Below are 26331 nucleotides of genomic sequence, written 5' to 3' on the forward strand. Positions count from 1 at the left end.
TTTACTTGATAAAGGGACAGTGGTCATAACGACGACTGTCCCTTTCTTATTATATTAAATTTAAACTTTATAACTAATTTTGATTTGATGTTACATTGTTTCCGAAAAAGTCAAATATGTTTTTAGCGCTTTGGGTATTTTCCATATTCCCTTTGAATTTATTAGAACCTGGCCCATATGCATATGTGTTAACATCTACACCTGTATGGCCATTGGTTGTCCAACCTGTGTGTGAAGCATCGTTAATTGGTTTTTGAATTGCATTTTGTAATTTTGTTGTTTGTTCTACAACTTTTTCGTCTTTATCATCTTTACCTTCTTTTTGTAGTTTGTGAAGGTCGTCTGCTGCTTTTTTGACTTTATCGAGTTGTTTGTTTGGAAAATCAATGCCGTATCCATCTTTAATTACTTTTTCAGGATCTTTTCCATCAGCAATTTGTTTTGTCATATACATTCCAGAATGTTTCATCTTGTGAATAGCCTCTGGATTCCATTTATAATCTTTACCTTTTGCGGTTGATAGACCACCAGTTGAGTGGTCTGCAGTTGCTACAACAAGTGTATCTTTATGTGTCTTTGCATAATTAATAGCATTATCAAAAGCTGTTTCGAAACCAGACATTTCAGACATCACACCAGTGATATCATTAGGGTGGGCAGCTTTATCAATTGAGGCACCCTCAACCATTAAAAAGAATCCCTTATTATTTTTACTTAATTTATTTAGTGCACTGTTTTGCATGTCTACTAGCAACGGATTAGATTGAGGTGCATCTATTTGTAATGGCATATCTTTTTCTGAGAAAGTACCTAAGACTTGCTTACTTTGTGATTGATTTAATTCATCTTTATTAGAAACGATATCATAACCGTCTTTTTTGAATTTTTTCGCTAAATTTTTATTTTCTTTACCGAAGTATTTTGCTCCGCCACCTAACATCACATCGACTTTATGTTTGCCATTTATTTTATCATTATAAAATTGCTGTGCAATTTCATCTTTTTTATCGCGTGAATCTATATGAGCAGCATATACAGCAGGTGTTGCATCAGTAAGTTCAGCAGTAGTTACTAAACCAGTTGATTTTCCTTGTTCTTTAGCTTGTTCTAGCACAGATTTAATTGGTTTTTTATTTGTATCAACACTAATTGCACCGTTATATGTTTTGTGACCGGTACTAAAAGCTGTTCCTCCAGCAGCAGAGTCTGTAACATTTTCTTTAGGATCATTAGAATAAGTACGATTTGTTCCTTTTAGATATTTATCAAAAGCGGTTGGAGTCATTTTCTTAGCACCAGGCTTATTTTTATAATAGCGATATGCAGTGTTAAAAGAAGGTCCCATACCATCGCCAACCATGAAGATGACATTTTTTGGATTTTTTGTGTTGCCGAAAGCAATGGCTTCGTTTTGTGTTTGCTTAGTTTGAGCACCTTGTTCTGAGCTACCAGAAGCATAGGATACGTTCACTGTACTTAAAACGGATGCTGCTACGATTGATGAAGCAAGCGTCGTCTTGCCCATTTTATTCATAAATTTCATAAATAAATTGCCTCCCAATATGTATGATAATTTAAGTATAAAAGACAAACTTTGACTGAGAGTTAGTTTTTAGTAAATATAATGTAAAGTAATATTATTTTTACATATTATAAAATTTTATTACTTAAATAAAATGTATGGCTCTATATTCGATGCCCCTTTATATCTCTCAAAGTGATAATATTGTTAAAATAATAGCATCATGTCAATGTATTTCTTAGTAATAAACATGTAAAATAATCTATAATAGGTATCATAATTATTGGGAGTTAGAGACCCTAGGAGAAGGTGAGACAATGATATTTGTAATGTTATCTCCAATATTAATTATTTTGTTTATTGTACTAAGCGTATTAGAAGAAAAACGTAGAAAGAAAAATTCAAAAGAACAAAATTCGAATCATGTAGAACAGCAACAAGCTGATTATATCGACAAAGAACAACAGCAAAATAAAAATTCAGATGATGATAAATAAGAGTGAAAAGATAGTGAAAGGTGAACATATATGAAGATTTTCATTGTAGAAGACGATTTCGTGATTGCTGAAAGTTTAGCTAATGAGCTATCTAAATGGAATTATGAGGTTCATGTGATTGATAATTTTGAAAAGATAATGGAAGATTTTCGCAGAGTAGAACCACAACTCGTATTATTAGATATCAATCTACCAACCCTTAATGGCTTCCATTGGTGCCAAGAAATACGAAAAGTATCTCGTGTGCCTATTATGTTTATTAGTTCAAGAACAGATAATATGGATCAAATTCTGGCTATCCAAATGGGTGGCGATGATTTTATCGAGAAACCATTTAACTTGTCTTTAACAGTAGCTAAAATTCAGGCACTATTGCGTCGCACTTATGATTTATCTATAGCTCGTGATGAAATAGCTGTTAAAGGTTGTAAACTAATTGTTGATGAGGCGAAGCTTAGCAAGGATAATGAACATGTTCAACTTTCCTTAACAGAGCTACAGATATTAAAATTGTTATTTCAAAATGAAAATAAATATGTAAGTCGTACAGCTTTAATTGAGAAATGTTGGGAGTCTGAGAATTTTATTGATGACAATACGCTAGCAGTAAATATGACGAGATTACGAAAAAAATTACTTTCTATCGGTGTCGATAATTTAATTGAGACAAAGAAAAATGTAGGATACAGGGTTTGAGACATATGAAGTTTGCATATATTCAATCGATTCGTAATGAGATTTCAATTATTTTAATAATTCTATTATTTTTTGCACTTATATTTTATGTATTTTCTTTACCTTTTGATGCATACGTACTAGCAATCAGTATCATATTACTATTGATGTGTGTACGTTGGTGGATAAAGTATTTAAGTTTTAAAAAGAACGAACATCTTAAAGATAAAGTGGCATATTTAGAATATGAGTTAGCACATGTTAAGAATCAGCAAATTGAATATCGTAATGATGTTGAAAGTTATTTTTTAACATGGGTACATCAAATTAAAACACCTATCACTGCCTCACAATTACTTTTGGAGAGAAACGAGGAGAATGTAGTTAATCGTGTTAGACAAGAAATTGTGCACATTGATAATTATACAAGCCTCGCATTAAGTTATTTAAAATTATTAAATGAAGAGTCAGATATGACAATTACCAAAGTGACAGTTGATGATTTGATTCGGCCGTTGATTTTAAAATATAGAATTCAGTTTATTGAACAAAAGACGCAAATCCATTATGAAAAAAGTGAGGACATCATTTTAACCGATACACAATGGGCTTCTATAATGATAGAGCAACTTTTAAATAATGCTTTAAAATATGCTAAAGGTAAAGATATATGGATAGATTTTGATGTTGCCAATCAAACTCTACAGATTAAAGATAATGGTATTGGGATTAGTAAAGCAGATATTCCTAAAATTTTTGATAAAGGATACTCAGGATTTAACGGTAGATTGAATGAACAATCAACCGGTATAGGTTTATTTATAGTGCAACACATTGCAAATCATTTAAATATACAAGTAACTGTACAATCAGAGTTGAATCAGGGGACAGTATTTTTTATACATTTTACTAAAGAAAAATAATAAACTTTCAAAATTGTAAGTTTGCCAATGATATTTGTAAGATATTATGAATGTTATTGGCATTCTTTTTATTTTATGATGTAGTAGAAAGGGAGAAAGGAGTTTGCATAGTGTTATTAGAGGTTAAAAATGTAAAAAAAGTCTATGGCAGAGGTATGAACACGACAACGGCTTTAAATCAAATGAACCTTGAAATTGATGAAAATGAATTTGTAGCAATCATGGGCGAGTCAGGTTCAGGTAAATCTACATTACTCAATTTAATTGCTACTTTTGATCGTACAACTGAAGGATTAATAAAGTTAGACGGGTTGCCGCTTAATCAATTGAAGCATAAAGACATTGCACGCTTTCGCAGAGAAATGATGGGATTTGTGTTTCAAGATTTTAATGTGTTGAATACGATGTCGAACAAAGATAATATTTTGATGCCTCTTGTACTTGCAAATGAACGTCCGAAAATAATGCAAAAACGCTTAACGGAAATAAGTGAACAATTAGGAATTGAAGACTTGCTTGAAAAATATCCGTCTGAAATATCTGGGGGACAAAGACAACGGATAGCTATAGCCCGTGCGTTGATAGCACGACCTAAATTATTATTAGCTGATGAACCCACTGGTGCACTTGATTCAAAAACCTCTAAAAACCTTATGTGTTTATTTCGAAAAATTAATCAAAAGCATCAAACTATATTAATGGTGACACATTCAAATATTGACGCGTCATATGCGAACCGTGTCATCTTTATCAAAGATGGTCGTTTATATCATGAGATTTATCGTGGTGAAGAATCGCAAACAGATTATCAAAAGCGTATTGCCGATAATTTGGCCATATTGAATGGAGTAGGTGACTAATATGACTTTCAAGATTTTGTGGAAAATGATTAAACAAAATTTTGTTAATCAACGTCATATCATTGTTCCGTTTATTAGCGTAATAAGTATTTTATTCGGTATTGAATACATATTGTTATCGTTAACCACTAACATGTATTTTAATGAGCATCATCCTGAATTAAAAATATCTGCGATGATTGGAATAGTGTTTATGACGATGTTATTATTCATATTTTTAATTTATTCAAATCACTTTGTTATGAATCGTAGGAAAAAGGAATTTGCCTTAAATATGGTTCTTGGCATGGAGAAAAAACATCTAAGACTCATCATCTTGATTGAACTTCTCATTCAATTTATTATATCTGCAATATTGAGCATTGTTGGAGGTTACTTATTTGGTGAGCTCTTTTTTATGTTATTTAATAAACTAGTTAATACGCATCAACCTCAGTTGTCAGATTATCCATTTGATGTTTTGTCAATGAAAATCACATTAACCATGCTATTCAGTTTGATGATCATATTGTTTGTTATTAACAATTTTAAAATATCATTTAAAAACTCCTTACAGTTACTGCTTAAAAATAAAAGTAAGACACATGAAAAGTCCCGTGTACTGTTAATAATATTTTTAATTTTAGGATTAATTTTTATAGGAATGGGCTATTATTTAGCTATAAAACCTAACACGGCTATCGGTTCCTTGGGGATTATATTTTTTGCGATTTTGTCAACGCTTATCGGTACCTATTTGCTTTTTGTTAGCTTAGGGTCAATAGTTTTAGAAATGTTACAAAAATTAGATCATTATTATTATAAACCCAATCATTTTTTCTTTATTGCAGGACTTAAATCACGCGTAAAATCTAGTGCGATTGGTTTAGCTACGATTTCATTTATGTGTACATTTCTGATTGTTACGTTAAGTATGACAGTCTCAACTTATAGAAATATGGATCACAGGTTTGAATTTGCATTTAAAAATGATTACGCAGGTTATTATATTGGTGATTTTCATAAAAATAGCAAAATTCAACGTAAGATAGAAAATTTAAAAAAAGATATTCGCCAAGAAGTTCCAACTGGTCAATTTAAAATTTATGCACGAGGTATGGTGGGAGCTGAATTGCAGGGAGGCTTAAAACATAAAAAGCTAAAAAGACAAAATGTATCGAGTGGTTTATTTAATTTTGGAAATAAGCGAAAATTCAACTCCTTTATTTCTATATATAATAAAAGTGATTACAATAAAAACAATAAAAAAATAAAATTAAATGATGATGAAATTGCAATTAGTACAAGTGTGTCATTATTTAAAAAAATGAAAACGCTCAATATATTCGGGAAAACATACAGAGTTAAATATATTGAGTCTACAAATATGGATAACTTACTCTATGCAGATGGTATAACTTTAATTGTGAATCAACAACAACTGATGGATCGTATTGTTAATGAATATCGTAATCATAATGATGAAAATTTAATCATCACTCCTAATCAAGTACAAACTGCCGTTGAATTTAATGTATTAAAAGAAAAGGATAAGTTGAATCATCGCATTAAGAAAATAGGGGTTCAACATGATATTGAATTTCAAGTGAAAAAACAAAATCTATTGATGTGGAAACAAGTCAACTCAAGTTTAGTTTTTGTTGGAAGTGTTGTATCTCTAGTTTTATTGATAGGTATATTTCTTATGATGTATTATAAACAAGTTTCAGAAGGGCATGAAGATAGAGATGCATATATAACGATGAAACAACTTGGATTAGATGAAAATTTAATCAAAAAAACAATTAATAAACAAGTAATATGGGTATTTCTCATTCCTGTAATTGTTGCAATTATACATACGTTAGCTGCTTTTCGCATCATATACTCTGTATTAGGAATCGTTGGTCAGTATGACTTGGGACTGTATGCTACAAGTTACGTCGGTGTGATAGTTGTATTTATTATTTTTTATTCAACCATGTACTGGATTACTTCTAGAATTTATTATACGATGATAAACGGTAAGCATTAATATTTATATATTTTAAGAAATATAAATTACAATATATCTAATTTAATGCATATATTTTTAAAAAATAGGGAATTAAATGAATAGGTGAAAAGGAGGAACAAGAATGATACAACGTAAAGGTGAATTAATACTTTCATGGATTGGCAATGGATTACATCTGTTGTATGTATTTTTAATAGGCATATTTTTCATAATGACACAAACAAGTGATTTTAAAAATGGAATGATTCAAGGATTTATAGAAGAAAATCCAGGGGAATATGATTTAGCATACCAAACCTATAATATTATGTTAGGTTTAGGTGTCGTTTTCATTATTATACTTCTCATTTTATTAATTGTATCAATAGTTGCCGCTATTTTAATTGGTAAAAATGCAAAAGTATCAGGAATATTACTCGTTATTACAGGAATCATTGGTCTCTTTTTAAGTTTTATGGCTGGTGTCTTATGGTTAATAGCAGGTATCATGCTTTTAGTACGTAAACCACAAACACAAAATGACCAAATCAATTCTCAATACAGTAATGACATACATTCACATGTTGTGCCAGAAGAAAAGAAACGTGAACAACAACAATATAATATGAATGAACCACATATTGGTCAACCATCAACATCTCATCATGATCACGCATTGAATGATCAAAATAAACGAGAAAACCATAATCATGATAATCAACCATACAAATAGTACAAACGATTTAAAGGTTGAATACCTATATCAAATGTTTTGATGTTTGAAATTTTTATTATAAATAAATGAATTGAAAAATGCTTGTTACTGACTGTTTCGAATCATAGTCAGTTGTACGGGAGCGAGACGACGAATCTGAAAAGAATCGGTCTCGCTTTTTTAGTATAAAAATTTAATTATTATTTTAAAATGATGAAGTGATTTCTATAGTTAAATTTAGTGCAAGGATACTTTAAAAAATATATTGGAAAAATGCCGCTATTAAAAAATGTTCTAAAGTGTACAATTCATTTTAAAAACAAAAAAGAAGTTTTAAAATTTATATTTCTGTCTATATATGAGTTGTGCACGAAATGACAAACCCAATTCACATATGAAACATTTATCACTTTACAATAATATGTTGTTAAGTTGATGTAGATACATTCATTGTTTTACGTATAAGTCACTATCGTTGTTTTTTAGGATCTATTTTAATTATATCCAATCGACAAAAGTGGAAAGGAGTAACATATTAAATGAATTGGATATCGATTATTTTATTTATTATGGTCGTAGGTGGCATTTCTTTTTATGCCTATTTGCAATCAAGAAAAATTAAAACGAATAGTTCAGATGGTTATTTTATGGGAGGAAATAGCCTTACTGGATTTACAGTTGCTTCAACAATTATCATGACCAATTTGTCGACAGAACAAATTGTTGGGCAAAATGGTTAAAGCTATGCACAAGGAATGGAAGTAATGGCTTGGGAAGTTACGGCTGCCGTAGCAGTTGTATTGTTGGCATGGGTCTTTCTTCCTAAATATTTAAAATAGGGTGTTAATACAATTTCTGAGTTTTTGGAATTACGTTATGATACATTTACTAAACGTTTTGTCTCCATTTTATTTATCTTCACCTATGTCGTATCTTTCTTGCCTGTAGTATTGTACTCTGGTTCACTAGTGTTCAATAAAATGTTTAAAGTTGATAAATATTTAGGTGTAAGTAGTTCAACAGCTGTCATCATTATTTCATCTATTATTGGTATAATTGGTATTATTTACTTATTTGTAGGTGGTTTATCGTTAAGTGCTTTTAGTGATTCAATTTATGGCATGGCTTTAATCATAGGTGGACTTGCGATTACAATATTAGGTCTAGGTCAATTAGGAGATGGCAACTTCCTACATGGCTTCGACAAAATCGTGCAAGACACACCTGAGAAATTGAATGGTTTTGGTAAGGTGGACTCGGATGTTGTGCCTTGGCCAACCCTATTCTTTGGTATGTTCTTTAACAATTTATTCTTCTGGTGCGCAAACCAGATGATAGTTCAAAAAGCACTCGCAGCTAAAAATTTAAAAGAATCTCAAAAAGGTGCAATATATTTAAGCTTATTTAAAGTGTTCGGACCATTATTTACAGTCTTACCAGGTGTAGTAGCATTTAACTATTTTAATGGTAGTCTTGATAAATCAGATAACGCTTACCCTGCACTTGTAACTTCAATATTACCAGAATGGGCATTCGGCTTATTTGGTGCGGTTATTTTTGGTGCAATATTAAGCTCATTTGTTGGCTCATTGAATAGTACAACTACACTATTAACACTCGATTTCTATAAACCTATTTTTGGAAAAAATAAATCAGATAAACATATTGCTCGAGTAGGCCATATTGCTACTGTAGTCATTGGAGTTATTGTTGTAGCACTTGCACCAGTCATCTCATTATTCCCTAGTGGTCTTTATGCATTAGTTCAACAGTTTAATGGTGTGTATAGTATGCCTGTGCTAGCTTTGATTTTAGTCGCTTTCTTTTCTAAACGCACATCTAAATTGGGCGCTAAAGTGACACTCTTCACACATATAATTTTATATGCCATCATCAGCTTTGTATTTACAGAAATTAATTATCTATACACATTTAGTGTATTATTCTTTGTAGATTTAATTATAATTTTGATCTTTAACAAAGTTAAACCATCTAGTGAGTTTGATTTAAACACGCATCAACCGAAAGTAGATATGACGCCTTGGAAATATCGTTACGTTGCAGGTATTATTGTTCTTGCATTAGTAGTAGTAAGTTATATTATCTTCTCACCACTCGTGTTAGCAAAATAAATGTTACAATTAAAACTTAATGAGTAACAAAACAAAAGTGTACGTTAAGAACGTTTATCAGCGTGATAACGTGCACTTTTTAACTATGAATAGAGTTGATTTAAAAATTAGAAAGGAGGGACAACGACGATGCAAACAGTCGGAATTATACCTTCACCAGGTATAGCGCATCAACATGCAAAAAATATAATTCCAAATGTTAAACAGTTATTGTCAAAGCGGACTAAACATAATCGATGGAATTTCGAAATCAAAGTCGATCTCATGATAGGATCTGCAGAGGATATACATGAAAGTGTTGAAAAAGCAGCACAAATTAAAGAGGCACATCAGTGGGATTACGTTGTTTGCCTGACAGATTTGCCAAGTATTTCAGATAATAAAGTGGTAGTCAGCGACTTTAATAGTGACAAACATGTTGCAATGCTATCATTACCGTCACTAGGTTTTATTGATTTAAAGCGCAAGCTAGTTAAAACGATGACTTCATTGATTGAACAATTATATTATAATCAACCGAAAAACAAAAATGCGCCACATCCTTTTGTACGCGTGAAGGCTGTAGAACCAGACGAAGACGCAACATCAAAGCAACGATATATTAATATTTTATTTATCATAAGTTGGATTCAGTTAATTGGTGGACTGACACGAGCAAATCAGCCTTGGAAAAACATCTTTAATTTTAAGAAAATCATTTCAGTTGCCTTTGCAACAGGAACTTATGTCTCCATATTTTCAATGCCATGGGAATTAAGCGTGATTTATTCACCGCTTCGACTTATCATATTGATGGTGATTGCCATACTTGGGATGGCCGGATGGCTATTCTATGCGCATCAATTGATTGAAAAGAAAACTGCTAAATCTCAGCGTGTATATCGATATATTTATAATTCAACCACACTTGTTACACTAAGTTTGATTACACTCATAAATTATGTCATTTTGTATTTATTGTTAATCATCAGTATCACACTCTTTGTCCCTGTGGAATTATTTAATAGTTGGACGAGTGCCCAAGCACAATTTACGTTCTCAAATTATATGAGATTGATTTGGTTTGTATCATCATTAGGGCTTTTAGCTGGGGCTATGGGATCAACTGTTGAAAATGAAGAGAAAATACGTCGTATTACTTATTCTTATAGACAATATCATCGCTATAAAGAAGCTGAGAAAGAACAAAAAGAACAAGAAACTTCTCGTGATGTATCACAACAAAATGTCGAACAACAAAATTCAAGTAAAGATAAAAATAATGAACAATATGAAGGTAAAAAACAAGGACATAGAGAGGAGGATGACGCATGACAAATCAAAAAACTGTGGGTCTAGTCGTCGCTCCAGGTGTTACTGAACATCTTGCAGAAAATCTCATACAAGAAATGCCTAAAATGTTATCTACGCATTATAATCATCAGCAAGAATGGATTTTTGATTTAGTTACTGATCCGCTTACTGGTTTTGCTGAATCTGTAGATGAAATTTTTGAGAAAGTAGCTGATTATCACGATAAGAGACAATGGGATTATGTGATAGCAATTACAGATTTACCGATGTTTGCTGACAAGCAAGTGATGGCATTAGATATTAATATGGAAAATGGTGCAGCTATTTTCTCATATCCGGCATTTGGCTGGCGTCCAGTTAAAAAACGTTTCAAGCATGCGATTTATAATATTATTCAAGAATTAAATGAAGCTGAACAAGAAAGTCGTAATTATGATAATAATAATCAAATAGAAAATTCAGTAAAAAAGCAATTTCCGCTCTCTAAAATAGACAAAGAAACAATATATATGAAAGAAACAGACTCTTATCACTTAAGATATTTATCTAGTTCACGTTCTAGAGGCATGTTTCGTCTTGTTAGTGGAATGACCTTTGCGAATAATCCATTAAATATGATGGCAAGTTTAAGTAATATAGTAGCTATTGCATTTACTACAGGTGCATTTGGACTTGTATTTACAACGATGTGGCAAATGGCTTATAACTTTTCAATGTGGCGCTTATTTGGAATTTCAATTATTGCGATTATTGGAATGTTAATATGGATAATGATGTCACATGATTTATGGGAACCAGTTAATAAAAGCAATCATAAGCGTATTACTTGGTTATACAATCTTACAACAATAATGACATTGATTTTTGCCATTATCATTTATTATATTATTCTATATTTACTCTTCTTAATTGCTGAAATCGTATTATTGCCATCAGGATTTTTAGGTCAGCAAGTTGGATTAAAAGGTCCTGCAGGCATTGATTTGTATTTAAGTATTCCATGGTTTGCAGCTTCAATTTCGACAGTTGCAGGTGCAATTGGAGCTGGTTTACTTAATGATGAACTCATTAAAGAGAGCACATATGGATATCGTCAACGTATAAGATACGAAGAGCAACGTCGATAAAAGCAGTCGCTTTTATCGACGTTTTATTTTGCAATACGAAAATTAACAGTTTATCTGTCATAGAATATAGCGATTTTATGAGAATTAATTTAAAATATTGATAACAACTTTTTTATAGAGATAACTTGAAAGTAGGGATTGAATTGATTTGTTCTAATTGTGGGTCACATTTAGAGAAGGATGATAAATTTTGTGTTAATTGTGGACAGAGTGTGTTAGATAATCCAAAGACAAAAACTGAACATTTTTTTAGTAGTCAAGAAAGACAATGTCCAAAGTGTCACAAAGTAGTAAATGTCGATGATAAGTTTTGTATTAATTGTGGTCATTTTCTTCAGCAAACATTATCAAATGCAAATGACAACATAGGGTCACATACATATTCAAACACAAAACCTGAAATTGAAAATGAAACTGCAGATCGCATTCGATTAACAGAAGAAGCCAAGCATCTATTTAATAACACAACGAAATCAATAGGTAGGCTAGCAGGGAATGATGAAAGTTTAAAATTGAATTTGCGTGATATGTTTTCTGAGGTGTTTAAATCTCACACCAAAGATGAAGCGGATGATGTATTTATTGCTGGAACAAAGCGTACGACGCCACATATTAATGAAGTTTCCGAAGAGTGGGGGAGACCTTGGGTATTCTCGCGTGTATTTTTAGCTTTAGGTATCACTTTCCTAGCGTTATGGGTATTAACAAATGTATTTGGTAATGCCAATGCCATACCAGGAATGATATTTATTGGCGCACTATTAGTTCCTATTTCAGGGTTAATCTTCTTCTTCGAATCTAATGCATTTAAAAACATTAGTATCTTTGATGTAATGAGGATGTTTTTTATTGGTGGTGTATTGTCACTTATTAGTACAATGATTTTATATCAATTTGTTACATTTAGTACTGAATCGCAATATTATGGAATTATGACTATAACAGATGCATTCATAGTAGGATTTGTTGAAGAGGTTGGAAAAGCAACTGTTGTTATTTTGTTTATCAATTATTTAAAAACAAATAAAATACTCAATGGATTACTTATCGGTGCTGCTGTTGGTGCAGGGTTCGCGGTGTTTGAATCAGCCGGTTATATATTTAGGTTTGGATTTAATTTAGTTGATGGAGTTAATAATATTACTGAAATTACTATACAAAGAGGTTGGACAGCTTTAGGCGGTCACCTCGTTTGGGCAGCTATTGTTGGTGCTGCGGCAGTAATAGTGAAAGAAACAAACCATTTCGAATGGTCGAATATCATCGATAAACGTTTTATATTTTTCTTTTTTGTGGCAGTGACATTGCACGGAATATGGGATACGGAAATAACACTTTTAAGTAGTGGTTATTTAAAATATATTCTATTAATTATAATTGCATGGCTATTTATATTTATACTTATGAAAGCAGGGCTAACTCAGGTGAATCAGTTGCGTGAGGAATACAATCGTTTAGAGGAAAGGTGATATAAATGAAATTCTGCCCTCATTGTGGAAATCCGGTAAAAAAGGAACAGTCATTTTGTAATAAATGTGGAAAACATTTACAGACATCGACACAAAGAAAAAGTGAAAATCAAATTGAACATATGCGTGAACAGCAATCGTATATTTCTCGTGAGGAAAGACAAGATCATGATTCAACATTTTATAAAGGACAGAAACATACAGGTTGGTTGATTGTACTATCAATTATATTTGTCTTGTTGATAGCAGCACTATTGTATGGTGCGTACTATGCTTACAATCATTATATTAGTGATGAGCAAAGTCATCAAACAACACAGTCTCAACAATCAAATGAAAGTAATCAAAATAGGGACCAATCTACTGGTCCAAGCATTGATGTTTTTAGTAATGACTTTGATCAAGGTTATATGAAGTCAGCTTCAACAAGTGGATATAGAGGTGTTTATAATGGAATGACACGTGAAGAAGTTGAAGATAAATTTGGAACATCCAATGGCTCTGTAGAAAGTTTGAAGTGGAGTTATGAAACATATGGTGATTTAGCTGTAGCCTACGATGATAATGAAGTTGTTAGCGTAGGTGTAGCACCTAATCATATTTCAGAAGATCAATTTTTAAGCATGTATAATGAACCGGATGATAGAAATTCAAGCCAGCTCATTTATGATAGTAACAAAGATAATGACTTCTCTGTGTTAGTTAATGTTAAAAATGGAGACGTTACCGTCATTGAAAATGTAAATCAAATTTAAATATAACGCTTATGGAAAGCCTAAGAACTCAAAGAGTGTCTTGGGCTTTTTCTATGATTAGTGGTCAGGGTATCTTGAATATAGTATTATTCCAAGTCTTTTTAACTTTATAGTTGATGTTTAAATAAGAAAATTTTATTTGTGAGCATATATATTGTGAAAATGTGCGAGTCATTTTACACTATAATCAATCGCGCGCGATTGAAAAGAGGTGAATATGTGAAACAAGAACAAATGAGGTTAGCGAATCAGCTTTGTTTTTCAGCATATAATGTAAGTCGTTTATTTGCTCAATTTTATGAGAAAAAGTTAAAACAGTTTGGTATAACTTATTCTCAGTATTTAGTATTACTGACGTTATGGGAAGAGAATCCTCAAACATTAAATTCAATCGGTAGACATTTGGATTTATCCAGTAACACTTTAACTCCATTACTAAAAAGACTTGAGCAATCTGGATGGGTTAAAAGAGAACGTCAACAATCTGATAAACGACAGTTGATAATTACGTTAACTGACAATGGACAACAACAACAAGAAGCAGTTTTTGAAGCAATTTCAAGTTGCTTACCACAAGAATTTGATACAACGAAGTATGATGAAACGAAGTATGTGTTTGAAGAACTAGAGAAAACATTAAAACATCTCATAGAAAAATAAGAAAGGATGAGAGTTAATGAAACAATATGATGTAGTATTTTTAGGAAGTGGTCATGCAGCTTGGCATGCTGCGTTAACATTAAAGCAAAGTGGTAAGCAAGTAGCTATAGTTGAAAAAGATACCATCGCCGGTACATGTACTAACTATGGTTGTAATGCGAAAATTTTATTAGAGGGACCTTATGAAGTGCTTGAAGAAGCCAAACAATATCCTAATATTATTGATAGTCACAATTTAGAAGTGAATTGGAAGAATTTAATGCGTTACAAAGAGCAAGTCATTAATCCTATGTCTGAAACCCTCACATCTATGTTTGAACAACAGGGAATTGATGTAATCTTGGGAAAAGGTAAAATTGTAGATGCTCATACAATAGAGGTAAATGATACAACATTACAATCAGATTATATTGTTATAGCAACTGGACAACATAGTCATCAATTAGATATCGAAGGTAAAGAATATACGCATGATAGTCGGGAATTTTTATCAATGCAATCTTTACCGAATAGTATAACTTTTATTGGAGCAGGTATTATCAGTATTGAATTCGCTTCTATCATGGTCAAATCTGGTGTAGAGGTCAATGTGATTCATCATACAAATCAGGCACTTGAAGGGTTTAACGAATCTCACGTCAATAAATTAATTCAAAAGTTAAAAGATGAAGGTGTTAAATTTTACTTTAGTGAGAATACCAAGTCAGTTAGACCGAATGCGCAACGTTTTATAGTAGAAACTGAGTCTGGAAAAATGATTGAAACAGATTATGTACTGGATGCAACAGGTAGAAAGCCTAATGTTGAGCAAATAGGTTTGGAAAAAGTGGGTATACAATTTAGTGATAGAGGTATTGAGGTTGACGATTATTTAAGAACAAATGTAAAAAATATATATGCAAGTGGGGACGTTATCGATAAAATGATTCCTAAGCTTACTCCTACAGCTACATTTGAGTCTAATTATATCGCTGCCCATATCCTTGGATTGAATACAGAGGTCATCCAGTATCCACCAATACCTTCAGTGCTTTATTCATTGCCTCGTTTATCTCAAATAGGTGTCACAGTAAGCGAGGCTAAGAAAGATGATACGTATATAATTAAAGATATACCATTCGGAAGACAAATGGTATTTGAGTATCAAAACGAAACAGAAGCTGAAATGTCAATTGTATTAGATAGTCAAAAACGTTTAGTAGGAGCAGAGATTTATGGGAATGACGCTGGTGATTTGGTTAATCTCCTAGTCTTTATCATTAATCAAAAACTTACTGCACACGACTTAAATCAAAATATTTTTGCATTTCCTGGAGCTTCCAGTGGCGTTATAGATTTATTGAAATTGGCGATGATGTAGAGGTGTAACTAAATGAGTATTTATGATATTGCGGTAGAGAATTATGATGGTTCTACCTATTTACTAAAAAAATATAAAGGGAAAGTGCTCATTATCGTAAATACTGCAACTAATTGTACTTTGAATGATCAATTTAATAAATTAGAAATGCTTTATAAAAAATATCATAAGTATGGTCTTGAGATTTTGAGCTTCCCTTGCAATGATTTTAATAATCAGGAGCCAGGATTAATCAAAGATATTTATCGCGTATATAAATATAAGTTTGGTATTACTTTCCCCATCCATGCTAAGATTAACGTTAATGGAGAGCATGAGCACCCTTTGTACACATTATTAAAATGTAAACAACCAGGATTATTTGGTTCGCAAATTAAGTGGAATTTTACTAAATTTGTAGTCGATCAACAGGGAAATATTGTTAAACGATTTTTACCTTGTGATAATCCTAACCAAATGGAGGAATTAATAAGACAATTATTAAAATAAATGCCTGTCTTATACTTGAATTAAAGAATAAAATAATCTTGTTTCATTTGTAATATTTTGAATAAAGCCACTATAAACGAATGGAAAAGAAAATATTAAAGAGTCTGCCATATCATATGTGTAGGCTCTTTAAATTTTTTTATGAGCATATAGGACAAAAAATTTAAATTAATCTCATCTTTATTTCGATAATTTCTCGAGTTACCTTGACTTTCGTTATAAAAGTAGTTAAAGTATTAAACATAATTATTCTGACAATTCTGATATGTTTTGTTGATTTGGATGGATTGATAAGGTGATAGGGGGGCTCCACAAATGTCTATAAAAAGAATTACTTATGACAATTTTCAAAACGATCCATTTATAAATGAATTAGATATTAATGATGAGACAAAAGGTGCTTATGAGATTTTAAAATGGGCATATCAAACTTATGAAAATGATATTGTTTATTCTTGCAGTTTTGGTGCTGAGAGTATGGTTTTGATTGACTTGATTTCTCAAATTAAACCCGACGCACAAATTGTATTTTTAGACACTGATTTACATTTTCAAGAAACATATGACTTAATAGATAGGGTGAAAGATAAATATCCACAATTACGCATTAAAATGAAAAAACCGGAACTTACGTTAGAGGAACAAGGTGAGAAATATAATCCTGCTTTATGGAAGAATGATCCTAATCAATGTTGCTACATACGCAAGATTAAACCTCTAGAAGACGTATTATCTGGTGCTGTAGCTTGGATATCAGGTCTTAGACGAGCACAATCACCAACACGAGCACATACAAATTTCATTAACAAAGATGAAAGATTTAAATCAATTAAAGTGTGTCCCTTAATCTATTGGACAGAAGAAGAAGTATGGTCTTATATACGTGATAAGGACTTACCTTATAATGAATTACATGATCAAAATTATCCAAGTATTGGTTGCATTCCATGTACATCACCCGTATTTAATTCTAATGATTCACGTGCTGGTCGTTGGTCAAATTCTAGTAAGACTGAATGCGGATTACATGTAGCTGATAAACCATAAGAGATAGTCAAAAAATTTTAATTTAAAAACATAGTATTCCGATAAGAAATAAGGAGTTGTTTATTAAAAGCTGATACAGCTTTATTTATAAGCGATTATCTTGAGTAATCAATGTTTGTATTGCACTTTGATATTATGAATTGTCTTTTCGATTTTAGTTATCATTTGAGTATTACATTTACTGAAAATAATAAATGGTACATACTAGAATTGAAGATATAATTAATGATTTTCAAATATAGACATATATAAACTAATGACAAATATCGGAATAACAAAGTATAAGAGGTGGATAAGATTGAACTTAAGTGTTACCAATAGTCCTTTTACGGAAGGGCAAGCTAAACAAATCAATGAATTGCTTCACACTTTATCACCTAACCAACAAGTATGGTTAAGTGGCTATCTGATGGCAAATCAACAATCAAATACATCTACAGATTCTGTAGACCAACATAACTTAGATGACAATACAGAAGCGATGCTACATGAAAAGGAACCTTCAGTTGAGCCGGAAGCGAGATCGATAACGATTTTATATGGATCTGAGTCTGGTAATGCGCAAGGACTTGCAGAAATATTTGAACAACGTTTATCTGATATTGGAAATGACGTTACGCTCAAATCAATGGATGACTTTAAACCTAAGAATTTAAAGAAAGTAGAAGATTTATTTATTATCACATCTACACATGGCGAAGGAGATCCACCAGATAATGCTGTTGAATTACATGAATACATCCACGGACGTAAAGCGCCAAAATTGGATGGGGTGAGATTTTCAGTATTAGCATTAGGAGATCAAACCTATGAATTCTTCTGTCAAACTGGTAAAGATTTCGATAATCGTTTGGCTGAATTAGGGGCAGAAAGACTTTATCAACGTACTGATTGCGATGTTGATTATGAAGAAGACGCTGAAAAGTGGATGGCCAATGTTATTAATACGATTGATTCAACACCAGCTGGTACTGAAAGTGAACAAGTTGTTAGCGAATCTATAAAATCAGCAAAGGAAAAGAAATATAGTAAGTCTAATCCTTACGATGCTGAAGTATTGACCAACATTAATTTGAATGGTAGAGGTTCAGACAAAGAGACAAGACATATTGAGTTATTACTTGATAATTTCGGTGAAGAATATGAACCGGGGGATTGTGTAGTTGTCTTGCCTCAAAACGATCCAGCTATCGTAGACTTACTTATTAGCACATTAGGTTGGAGTCCAGAAACACAAGTTTTAATTAACGAGGATGGAGATACTTTAAATCTTGAAGAGGCATTAACATCGCATTTCGAAATTACTAAATTAACAAAACCGCTAATAGAAAATGCTGCGATATTTTTTGATAATGAAGAGCTTTCTGAAAAAATTCAAGATAAAGAATGGATTCAAAACTACGTTGAGGGACGGGATTTGATTGATTTATTAAATGACTTCGCAACGACAGAACTACAACCTGAAAATTTACATCAATTATTAAGAAAGTTACCACCTAGAGAGTACTCAATATCTAGTAGTTATAAAGCAACACCAGATGAAGTTCACATTACTGTTGGGGCAGTTAGATATCAAGCACACGGTCGCGAACGTTCAGGAGTTTGTTCAGTTCAATTTGCAGAGAGAATACAAGAGGGCGATACAATTCCTATCTATTTAAAACGAAATCCGAATTTTAAGTTTCCGCAAGATGAATCAACACCTGTGATTATGATAGGTCCTGGGACAGGTGTTGCACCGTTTAGATCCTATATGCAAGAACGAGAGGAACTAGGTTTTGAAGGAAATACATGGTTATTCTTTGGAGATCAACACTTCACTACAGATTTTCTGTATCAAACGGAATGGCAAGAATGGCTTGAAGATGGAACTTTATCAAAATTAGATATTGCTTTTTCTAGAGATACTGATAAAAAAGTGTATGTGCAACATAAAATTGCAGAAAATAGTGAACAATTTAATCGATGGATTGAAAATGGCGCTACTATTTATGTATGTGGTGATGAAAGTAAAATGGCAAAGGATGTTCATCAAGCGATTAAAAATGTGTTAATCAAAGAGCAAAACCTATCTGAAACAGATGCAGAAGAATACTTAAAACAAATGAAAAGAGATAAAAGATATCAAAGAGACGTGTATTAATAGAAGGGACGGGGGATACATGGTTAATACAAATAATCATATTTCGGAAGAATTAGATAAAAATCTTGATGAAATGGAATTTTTAAAAGCAAATAGTGACTTTTTGCGTGGAACTATTGAACAAAGTTTAGCTAATCCAATCACTGGATCCATTACACAAGATGATGCAAAACTGCTAAAGTTTCACGGAAGTTATATGCAAGATGACAGGGATTTAAGAGATGAGCGTCGTAAACAAAAACTTGAGCCTGCATATAGTTTTATGATTCGAGTTCGTGTACCCGGGGGGAAAGCGACTCCTGAACAGTGGATTGCTATGGATGATATTTCTAATCAATATGCCAATCATACGATTAAATTAACAACACGCCAAGCATTTCAATTTCATGGCATTCTTAAACGTAATTTGAAACAATCAATGAAAAATATCAATCATGCAGTACTTGATTCTATTGCTGCATGTGGAGATGTTAATCGTAATACAATGTGCAATCCTAATCCTTATCAATCTCAAGTACATAAGGAGATTAATGATTATGCAACGCGTATAAGTAATCACTTACTTCCAAGAACAAATGCATATCATGAAATTTGGCTTGATGGTGAAAAGGTTTTAGATTCTAGTGAGGAAAAGGAACCTATTTATGGGAATACGTATTTACCACGTAAATTCAAAATAGGTATTGCGGTACCACCATCTAATGATATTGACGTCTATTCTCAAGATATTGGTTTAATCGCTATCGTTGAACAAGATGAGTTAATTGGATTTAATGTGACTATCGGTGGCGGTATGGGTATGACTCATGGTAATACAGAAACATATCCTCAACTTGGACGTCTCATAGGTTTTATACCTAAGGAAAAGGTTGTAGATGTATGTGAGAAAATACTTACAATACAACGTGATTATGGTAATCGTGAAAATCGAAAAAATGCACGTTTTAAATATACAGTGGACCGTCTAGGAGAAACTTGGGTGACTGAAGAATTAAACCGACGATTAGGTTGGGAAATTAAAGCGCCACGTGATTTCGAATTTGAACATAATGGTGATCGATTAGGTTGGATTGAAGGTGTTAATAATTGGAACTTCACTTTATTTATACAAAATGGGCGTGTGAAAGATACTGAAGACTATTTGTTAAAAACAGCCTTAAGAGAAATCGCAGAAATCCATACTGGAGATTTCAGATTATCACCTAATCAGAACTTAGTTATTGCAAATGTTTCTCCCGAGAAAAAGGAAGAAATACAAGCTATTATTGATAAATATAAGTTAACAGATGGCAAAAATTATACAGGACTTAGAAGAAATTCTATGGCTTGTGTTGCTTTCCCAACGTGTGGTTTAGCTATGGCAGAATCTGAAAGATATCTTCCTTCATTAATTACAAAAATTGAAGATTTATTAGATGAGTCTGGTTTAAGAGAGGAAGAAATAACGATTCGTATGACAGGTTGTCCTAATGGATGTGCAAGACCAGCGCTAGCAGAAATAGCCTTTATCGGTAAAGCACCTGGTAAATATAATATGTACTTAGGTGGTAGTTTTAAAGGCGAACGTCTAAATAAAATATATAAAGAGAATATCGACGAAAATGAAATATTAGAAAGTCTACGTCCATTGTTATTGCGTTATAGTAAAGAGCGTCTTGACGGAGAACACTTTGGGGACTTTGTAATTCGTGCCGGTGTGATAGCCAAAGTTCATGATGGTCGCGATTTTCATAGCTAAACGAGAGGGGTAGTGGTTCATATGGGGAAAGTATATTTAGTTGGAGCTGGACCTGGCGATCCAGAATTAATAACATTAAAAGGTTTAAAAGCCATTAAAGAAGCCGATGTCATTCTTTATGACCGACTTGTAAATAAAGAAATACTTAATTATGCTTCTCCTTCTACTAAGTTCTTCTATTGTGGTAAGGATCCTCACAGGCACTCCTTACCGCAGGAAGAAACAAATAAAATGATGGTAACTTTAGCCAAAAAAGGGCACACAGTTACACGTTTAAAGGGTGGCGATCCATTTGTTTTTGGACGTGGCGGAGAAGAAGCAGAGGAATTAGCATGTCATAATATCCACTTTGAAATTATACCTGGAATTACATCGGGAATTGCAGCACCAGCATATGCTGGAATTCCAGTAACACATCGTGATTATAGTTCTTCTGTAGCATTTGTAACTGCAGTAAATAAACTTGGTATGGATAAAGGCAAATACTGGCAACATTTGGCCAATGGTCCTGAAACTTTGTGCATTTATATGGGGGTTAAGAGACTCAGTGAAATTTGTGAGTTGTTAATACAATATGGCCGTTCGTCAGAAACACCAGTAGCTCTCGTGCATATGGGAACGTCAAAACAGCAAATGACAGTGACTGGTACACTGGATACAATTCAAGAACGAGCACATCACATTCAGAATCCAGCGATGATTATTGTAGGCGAAGTGGTTAAGATGAGAGAAAAAATTAATTGGTTTGTAGAACAAGCAACTGTTCAAAATGAAACGTTAACGGAAATGTCATCAACTTAGCGCATACATTTAACGCAACAGTAAAAATCATGGATAAATATCATGTTATAAAGAGTATTAATAAAAGTGTATAGGAGGAAATCATCATGAATATGCCCTTAATGATTGATTTAAGTAACAAGAAAGTCGTCATTGTAGGTGGAGGTAAAGTTGCAACACGTCGTACTACAAGTTTATTAGCTTATACAAACCATATTCATGTTGTAAGTCCAACAATTACTGATACATTACAAAAATATCTAGAAATGAAACAAATCACTTATGAAAAGAAACTCTTCGAACCACAAGATGTTGAGAATGCTGATATGGTCATAGCGGCTACTAATCAATCTGATGTTAACAACGATGTGAAGGCAGCTTTGTCTAAGAACGTATTATTTAATCATGCAGGACAAGCAGACCTAGGTAATATAGCGTTCCCTAATTTCTTAAAAAGAGATAAATTAACAATAAGTGTATCAACTGATGGTGCAAGTCCTAAATTAGGTCAACGAATTATTAAAGATTTAAAAGATACATACAACGAAGACTATTCAATGTATATTCAGTTTTTATATGAAAGTAGACAGTATATTAAATCACTTAAAATTGAGCCATCTGATAAACAAGCGTTACTCGAGCAAATTTTGTCAGACAAATATTTAGATGAGAAGAAGCAACAAGATTTCATCCGATGGCTAAAATCACAAGTCAAATGAAGAATGGGGGCATATGATATATGCGCAAAGTATTAATTTTCGCAATTGCGGGATTTTTAGCACAACTTGTTGATGGATCATTAGGCATGGGATTTGGCGCTTCATCGTCATCAATATTATTAACTTATGGTATAGCACCAGCAGTAGTGTCAGCAACCGTTCATTTTTCTGAAATTGCAACAACAGCTGCATCTGGGACATCACATTGGAGATTTGATAATGTTCATAAACCAACAATGTTGAAGTTAGCTATACCCGGGTCAATAAGCGCCTTTATCGGTGCAGGTGTTTTGACATTTATTCATGGTGATTATATTAAACCGTTCATTGCTTTATTCTTGTTAAGTATGGGATTTTATATTTTGTATCAATTTCTATTTAAACGTGCACATGAACATCATCATCATGTGGGAGATTTGAGTAGCTTTAAAGTAATTCCACAAGGTTTTGTGGCAGGATTTTTAGACGCAATCGGTGGTGGTGGTTGGGGACCAGTAAATACACCACTCCTGCTCTCAGGTAAAAAAATTCAACCACGATATGCGATTGGAACGGTTTCAGCAAGTGAATTTTTTGTTACGTCATCTGCTGCTTTAAGTTTCATCATCTTTTTAGGAATCACTCAAATTAATTGGTTTGCTGTAATTGCTTTGAGTCTCGGTGGAATGGTAGCGGCACCTATTTCAGCGTATTTAGTTAAAGTGTTACCTATTAACATTCTTGCAATTTGCGTCGGAGGTTTAATCATTTTTACAAATAGTAATGCATTATTAAGCTATTTTGTAAAAGATAGCACTATTTCAAATACAGTTCGATTCATTATTATTATTGCAATCATTATTTTGCTTGTTTTTCAAGTCGTTCGAAACAAGAAATTATCTTTTTCTTACAAGAAAAGCCGAGTAAACAAATATAATTAATTGGAAAAGGAGATTTGATTATAATGTCTAACAATGAAACAATAACCAATTATACAATTAAACCTCATGGAGGAGAACTTATCAATCGTGTTGTTGAAGGAAACGAACGTGAACGTTTGATTGAGGAAGCATTAAAATTTAAACCGATTACTTTAAATCCTTGGGGAATATCGGATCTAGAGCTCATAGGTATTGGCGGATTTAGTCCCCTTACAGGATTTATGAACAAGGAAGACTACACTAAGGTTATAGAGGAAACGCATTTAAGCAATGGCCTGGTCTGGAGTATTCCGATCACTTTACCTGTAACAGAATCTGAAGCAGATAAGCTTGATATAGGTGATGATATCGCTTTATATGGTGAAGATGGACAGTTATATGGAACGCTTAAATTAGAAGAAAAGTACACATATGATAAAGAAAAAGAAGCGCGTTTGGTATACGGAACAACTGAAGAAGCGCATCCTGGAGTTAAAAAGGTTTACCAAAAAGGTAATATTTATTTAGGTGGTCCTATTAAACTATTAAATCGTCCGAAACATGATGCGTTTTCAAATTATCATTTGGATCCTTCAGAGACGAGAAAATTATTTCATGATTTAGGTTGGAAAACTGTCGTAGGTTTTCAAACGAGAAATCCAGTGCATCGAGCACATGAATATATTCAAAAATCAGCACTAGAAATTGTTGATGGTCTACTTTTAAATCCACTTGTTGGTGAAACAAAGTCAGACGATATTCCAGCGGATGTACGTATGGAAAGTTATGAAGTGATATTAAAAAACTATTATCCTGAAGATAGAGCACGTCTAGTCATTTATCCTGCTGCAATGCGCTATGCCGGACCACGTGAAGCGATACTTCATGCAACTGTCCGTAAAAATTATGGTTGTACACATTTTATTGTGGGAAGAGATCACGCTGGTGTAGGCGATTATTATGGTACTTATGAAGCTCAAGAACTGATTACTCAATTTGAAGATGAGTTAGGTATTCAAATTTTAAAATTTGAACATGCCTTTTATTGTGAAGCTTGTGGTAATATGGCAACTGCTAAAACATGTCCGCATGACGCTTCTCAACATTTACATTTAAGTGGTACTAAAGTAAGGGAAAAACTGCGTAATGGCGAATCATTGCCAACTAAATTTTCAAGACCAGAAGTTGCCGAAGTTCTAATTAAAGGTTTGCGAGAAAAATAAATCAGGAGTGTTAAAATGAGTGAATCAAATCATATTACATGGCATGACTCAGAAGTTACGAAGAAACAAAGACAGCATAGAAATGGGCACAAAAGTGCTGTAATTTGGTTTACAGGGCTATCTGGGTCAGGGAAATCAACGGTCTCTGTTGCCTTAGAGAAAGAATTATTTAATGAAGGAAAACAAACATACCGTTTAGATGGTGATAATGTGCGTCACGGTCTTAATAAAAATTTAGGATTTAGTCCTGAAGATCGTTCAGAAAATATTCGACGCATTGGAGAAGTAGCAAAATTAATGGTAGACGCTGGAGCTTTAACAGTTACTGCTTTTATCTCCCCATATAAAGAAGACAGGGAAGGTGTTAGAGCATTACTAGAGGATAATGAGTTTATAGAAGTATATACAAAATGTAGTGTTGAAGAATGTGAAAAGAGAGATCCGAAAGGATTGTATAAAAAAGCACGATCTGGGGAAATACCTGAATTTACAGGTATAAGTGCACCTTATCAAGCACCTAAAAATCCTGAAATCACTATAGATACTGAACACGACACTATTGAACAATCAGTGGAACAAATTATACGTTATCTTAAAGAACACCAATATATTTAAATTGATATTTCATTATATAGAGTAGGAGAGAATTATAGATTCTTAATCCTACTCTTTTTAATTTTAAAAGTATACTGGAAAGTTTTGAACATATCATAATTTTTAAAGAAAAGCACTTGGTCAGGTATACTTACTTCTAATTAAGTAAGAAGATGTTATTTTTAAATGACATCAATAGTATACTTATGAGTCATGATTTATGCTTAGTTTGTGATTATCTAAATACAAATATAATTTAAATTTATAAAAAGCTAATTATTGATGTGTGATTAAAGTGAAATAAAAAGGGAAAATATTTTTAAAGAGATATTGAGTGATTTATCATAAAAAATAAGAGGATGGTGATATAACATGGCATTTAATATTTGGATGTGGATTTTACTTGTATTATTTATTGTGGGGACAATAGCTGTAATTCTCATTTTAACAGTTGGCTCAGTGTTAGAAGAGCGCTCATATGACCGTCGATCAGAGGATGAAAAACGCAAAAATTTAGAAAAAAATCTTGAGATGTCAAAAGGACATACGGATGAATCGCAAGAGTCGAGCAACGGGGAAGAACAAGTAGCACAAGAGCATTCTCGTCATGTCGTTCGAGATCATCAACAAACACATCAAAATATAAATCAATCAACACAAGATAATAAAAATAATTAGATAAAAGGGAAAGGTAAATGCTTTTTCGATTATTTATTCCCAATTTATACGAAGATAA

The 26331-nt window shown here is 32.6% G+C and carries 23 protein-coding genes and 1 pseudogene; 23 read left to right on the forward strand and 1 reads right to left on the reverse strand.

Annotated elements, in window-relative coordinates:
• Positions 1 to 73: 73 nt before the first annotated feature.
• Entirely contained in the window at positions 74 to 1543 is a 1470-nt protein-coding gene (locus tag NST35_RS01445) for an alkaline phosphatase (RefSeq protein WP_002458296.1), read from the reverse strand.
• Positions 1544 to 1839: 296 nt separating this feature from the next.
• Here NST35_RS01445 and NST35_RS01450 point away from each other — a divergent pair, with 296 nt between their 5' ends.
• From NST35_RS01450 to NST35_RS01560, 23 genes and pseudogenes are all read left to right on the forward strand, one after another.
• A complete protein-coding gene (locus NST35_RS01450; protein WP_002458295.1) occupies positions 1840 to 2019 on the forward strand; it encodes a hypothetical protein in 180 nt (59 codons plus the stop codon).
• Between the two features lie 30 nt (positions 2020 to 2049).
• A complete protein-coding gene (locus tag NST35_RS01455; RefSeq protein ID WP_002458294.1) occupies positions 2050 to 2715 on the forward strand; it encodes a response regulator transcription factor in 666 nt (221 codons plus the stop codon).
• 5 nt (positions 2716 to 2720) lie between these two features.
• On the forward strand, positions 2721 to 3617 hold the full coding sequence (locus tag NST35_RS01460) for a sensor histidine kinase (protein ID WP_002458293.1): 897 nt from the start codon (positions 2721 to 2723) through the stop codon (positions 3615 to 3617).
• Between the two features lie 110 nt (positions 3618 to 3727).
• The gene (locus NST35_RS01465) at positions 3728 to 4477 is read left to right on the forward strand and encodes an ABC transporter ATP-binding protein (RefSeq protein ID WP_002458292.1); all 750 of its coding nucleotides are present in this window, start codon (positions 3728 to 3730) and stop codon (positions 4475 to 4477) included.
• Position 4478: 1 nt separating this feature from the next.
• Entirely contained in the window at positions 4479 to 6491 is a 2013-nt protein-coding gene (locus NST35_RS01470) for an ABC transporter permease (protein WP_340747233.1), read from the forward strand.
• 103 nt (positions 6492 to 6594) lie between these two features.
• A complete protein-coding gene (locus NST35_RS01475; RefSeq protein WP_002458290.1) occupies positions 6595 to 7185 on the forward strand; it encodes a DUF4064 domain-containing protein in 591 nt (196 codons plus the stop codon).
• A gap of 521 nt (positions 7186 to 7706) precedes the next feature.
• Positions 7707 to 9299 (forward strand): annotated as a pseudogene (locus tag NST35_RS01480) (solute:sodium symporter family transporter).
• A gap of 129 nt (positions 9300 to 9428) precedes the next feature.
• Entirely contained in the window at positions 9429 to 10613 is a 1185-nt protein-coding gene (locus NST35_RS01485) for a hypothetical protein (protein WP_002458287.1), read from the forward strand.
• Positions 10610 to 11719 (forward strand): hypothetical protein, encoded by a 1110-nt coding sequence (locus tag NST35_RS01490; protein WP_032604518.1) that lies wholly within the window; start codon positions 10610 to 10612, stop codon positions 11717 to 11719. The genes NST35_RS01485 and NST35_RS01490 overlap by 4 nt, the downstream gene beginning before the upstream one ends.
• Positions 11720 to 11862: 143 nt before the next feature.
• On the forward strand, positions 11863 to 13188 hold the full coding sequence (locus NST35_RS01495) for a PrsW family glutamic-type intramembrane protease (RefSeq protein ID WP_032604527.1): 1326 nt from the start codon (positions 11863 to 11865) through the stop codon (positions 13186 to 13188).
• A gap of 5 nt (positions 13189 to 13193) precedes the next feature.
• Positions 13194 to 13943, forward strand: a complete 750-nt coding sequence (locus NST35_RS01500) for a zinc-ribbon domain-containing protein (RefSeq protein ID WP_002458285.1) — start codon at positions 13194 to 13196, stop codon at positions 13941 to 13943.
• Positions 13944 to 14162: 219 nt separating this feature from the next.
• Positions 14163 to 14603, forward strand: a complete 441-nt coding sequence (locus NST35_RS01505; RefSeq protein ID WP_002458284.1) for a MarR family winged helix-turn-helix transcriptional regulator — start codon at positions 14163 to 14165, stop codon at positions 14601 to 14603.
• A 16-nt stretch (positions 14604 to 14619) separates the two neighbouring features.
• Positions 14620 to 15963, forward strand: coding sequence for a dihydrolipoyl dehydrogenase family protein (locus NST35_RS01510; RefSeq protein ID WP_002458283.1), 1344 nt, complete (start codon positions 14620 to 14622; stop codon positions 15961 to 15963).
• A 12-nt stretch (positions 15964 to 15975) separates the two neighbouring features.
• Entirely contained in the window at positions 15976 to 16452 is a 477-nt protein-coding gene (locus tag NST35_RS01515; protein WP_002447025.1) for a glutathione peroxidase, read from the forward strand.
• A gap of 315 nt (positions 16453 to 16767) precedes the next feature.
• A complete protein-coding gene (locus NST35_RS01520; RefSeq protein WP_002458282.1) occupies positions 16768 to 17499 on the forward strand; it encodes a phosphoadenylyl-sulfate reductase in 732 nt (243 codons plus the stop codon).
• Between the two features lie 298 nt (positions 17500 to 17797).
• A complete protein-coding gene (locus NST35_RS01525) occupies positions 17798 to 19642 on the forward strand; it encodes an assimilatory sulfite reductase (NADPH) flavoprotein subunit (RefSeq protein ID WP_002458281.1) in 1845 nt (614 codons plus the stop codon).
• Between the two features lie 19 nt (positions 19643 to 19661).
• On the forward strand, positions 19662 to 21380 hold the full coding sequence (gene cysI / locus NST35_RS01530; protein WP_002458280.1) for an assimilatory sulfite reductase (NADPH) hemoprotein subunit: 1719 nt from the start codon (positions 19662 to 19664) through the stop codon (positions 21378 to 21380).
• A gap of 21 nt (positions 21381 to 21401) precedes the next feature.
• A complete protein-coding gene (gene cobA, locus NST35_RS01535) occupies positions 21402 to 22181 on the forward strand; it encodes a uroporphyrinogen-III C-methyltransferase (RefSeq protein WP_002458279.1) in 780 nt (259 codons plus the stop codon).
• Positions 22182 to 22267: 86 nt separating this feature from the next.
• The gene (locus NST35_RS01540) at positions 22268 to 22879 is read left to right on the forward strand and encodes an NAD(P)-binding protein (protein ID WP_002458278.1); all 612 of its coding nucleotides are present in this window, start codon (positions 22268 to 22270) and stop codon (positions 22877 to 22879) included.
• A 20-nt stretch (positions 22880 to 22899) separates the two neighbouring features.
• Complete coding sequence (locus tag NST35_RS01545; RefSeq protein WP_340747234.1) at positions 22900 to 23799, forward strand: sulfite exporter TauE/SafE family protein; 900 nt, start codon at positions 22900 to 22902, stop codon at positions 23797 to 23799.
• Between the two features lie 23 nt (positions 23800 to 23822).
• Entirely contained in the window at positions 23823 to 25001 is a 1179-nt protein-coding gene (gene sat, locus NST35_RS01550) for a sulfate adenylyltransferase (RefSeq protein ID WP_002458276.1), read from the forward strand.
• A gap of 15 nt (positions 25002 to 25016) precedes the next feature.
• Positions 25017 to 25616 (forward strand): adenylyl-sulfate kinase, encoded by a 600-nt coding sequence (cysC, locus tag NST35_RS01555; protein ID WP_002458275.1) that lies wholly within the window; start codon positions 25017 to 25019, stop codon positions 25614 to 25616.
• Between the two features lie 351 nt (positions 25617 to 25967).
• On the forward strand, positions 25968 to 26273 hold the full coding sequence (locus NST35_RS01560) for a hypothetical protein (protein WP_002458274.1): 306 nt from the start codon (positions 25968 to 25970) through the stop codon (positions 26271 to 26273).
• Positions 26274 to 26331: the final 58 nt, after the last annotated feature.

It is taken from the genome of Staphylococcus sp. FSL W8-0304, assembly GCF_038006565.1.
In the GTDB taxonomy this organism is placed as follows: Bacteria; Bacillota; Bacilli; order Staphylococcales; family Staphylococcaceae; genus Staphylococcus; species Staphylococcus epidermidis.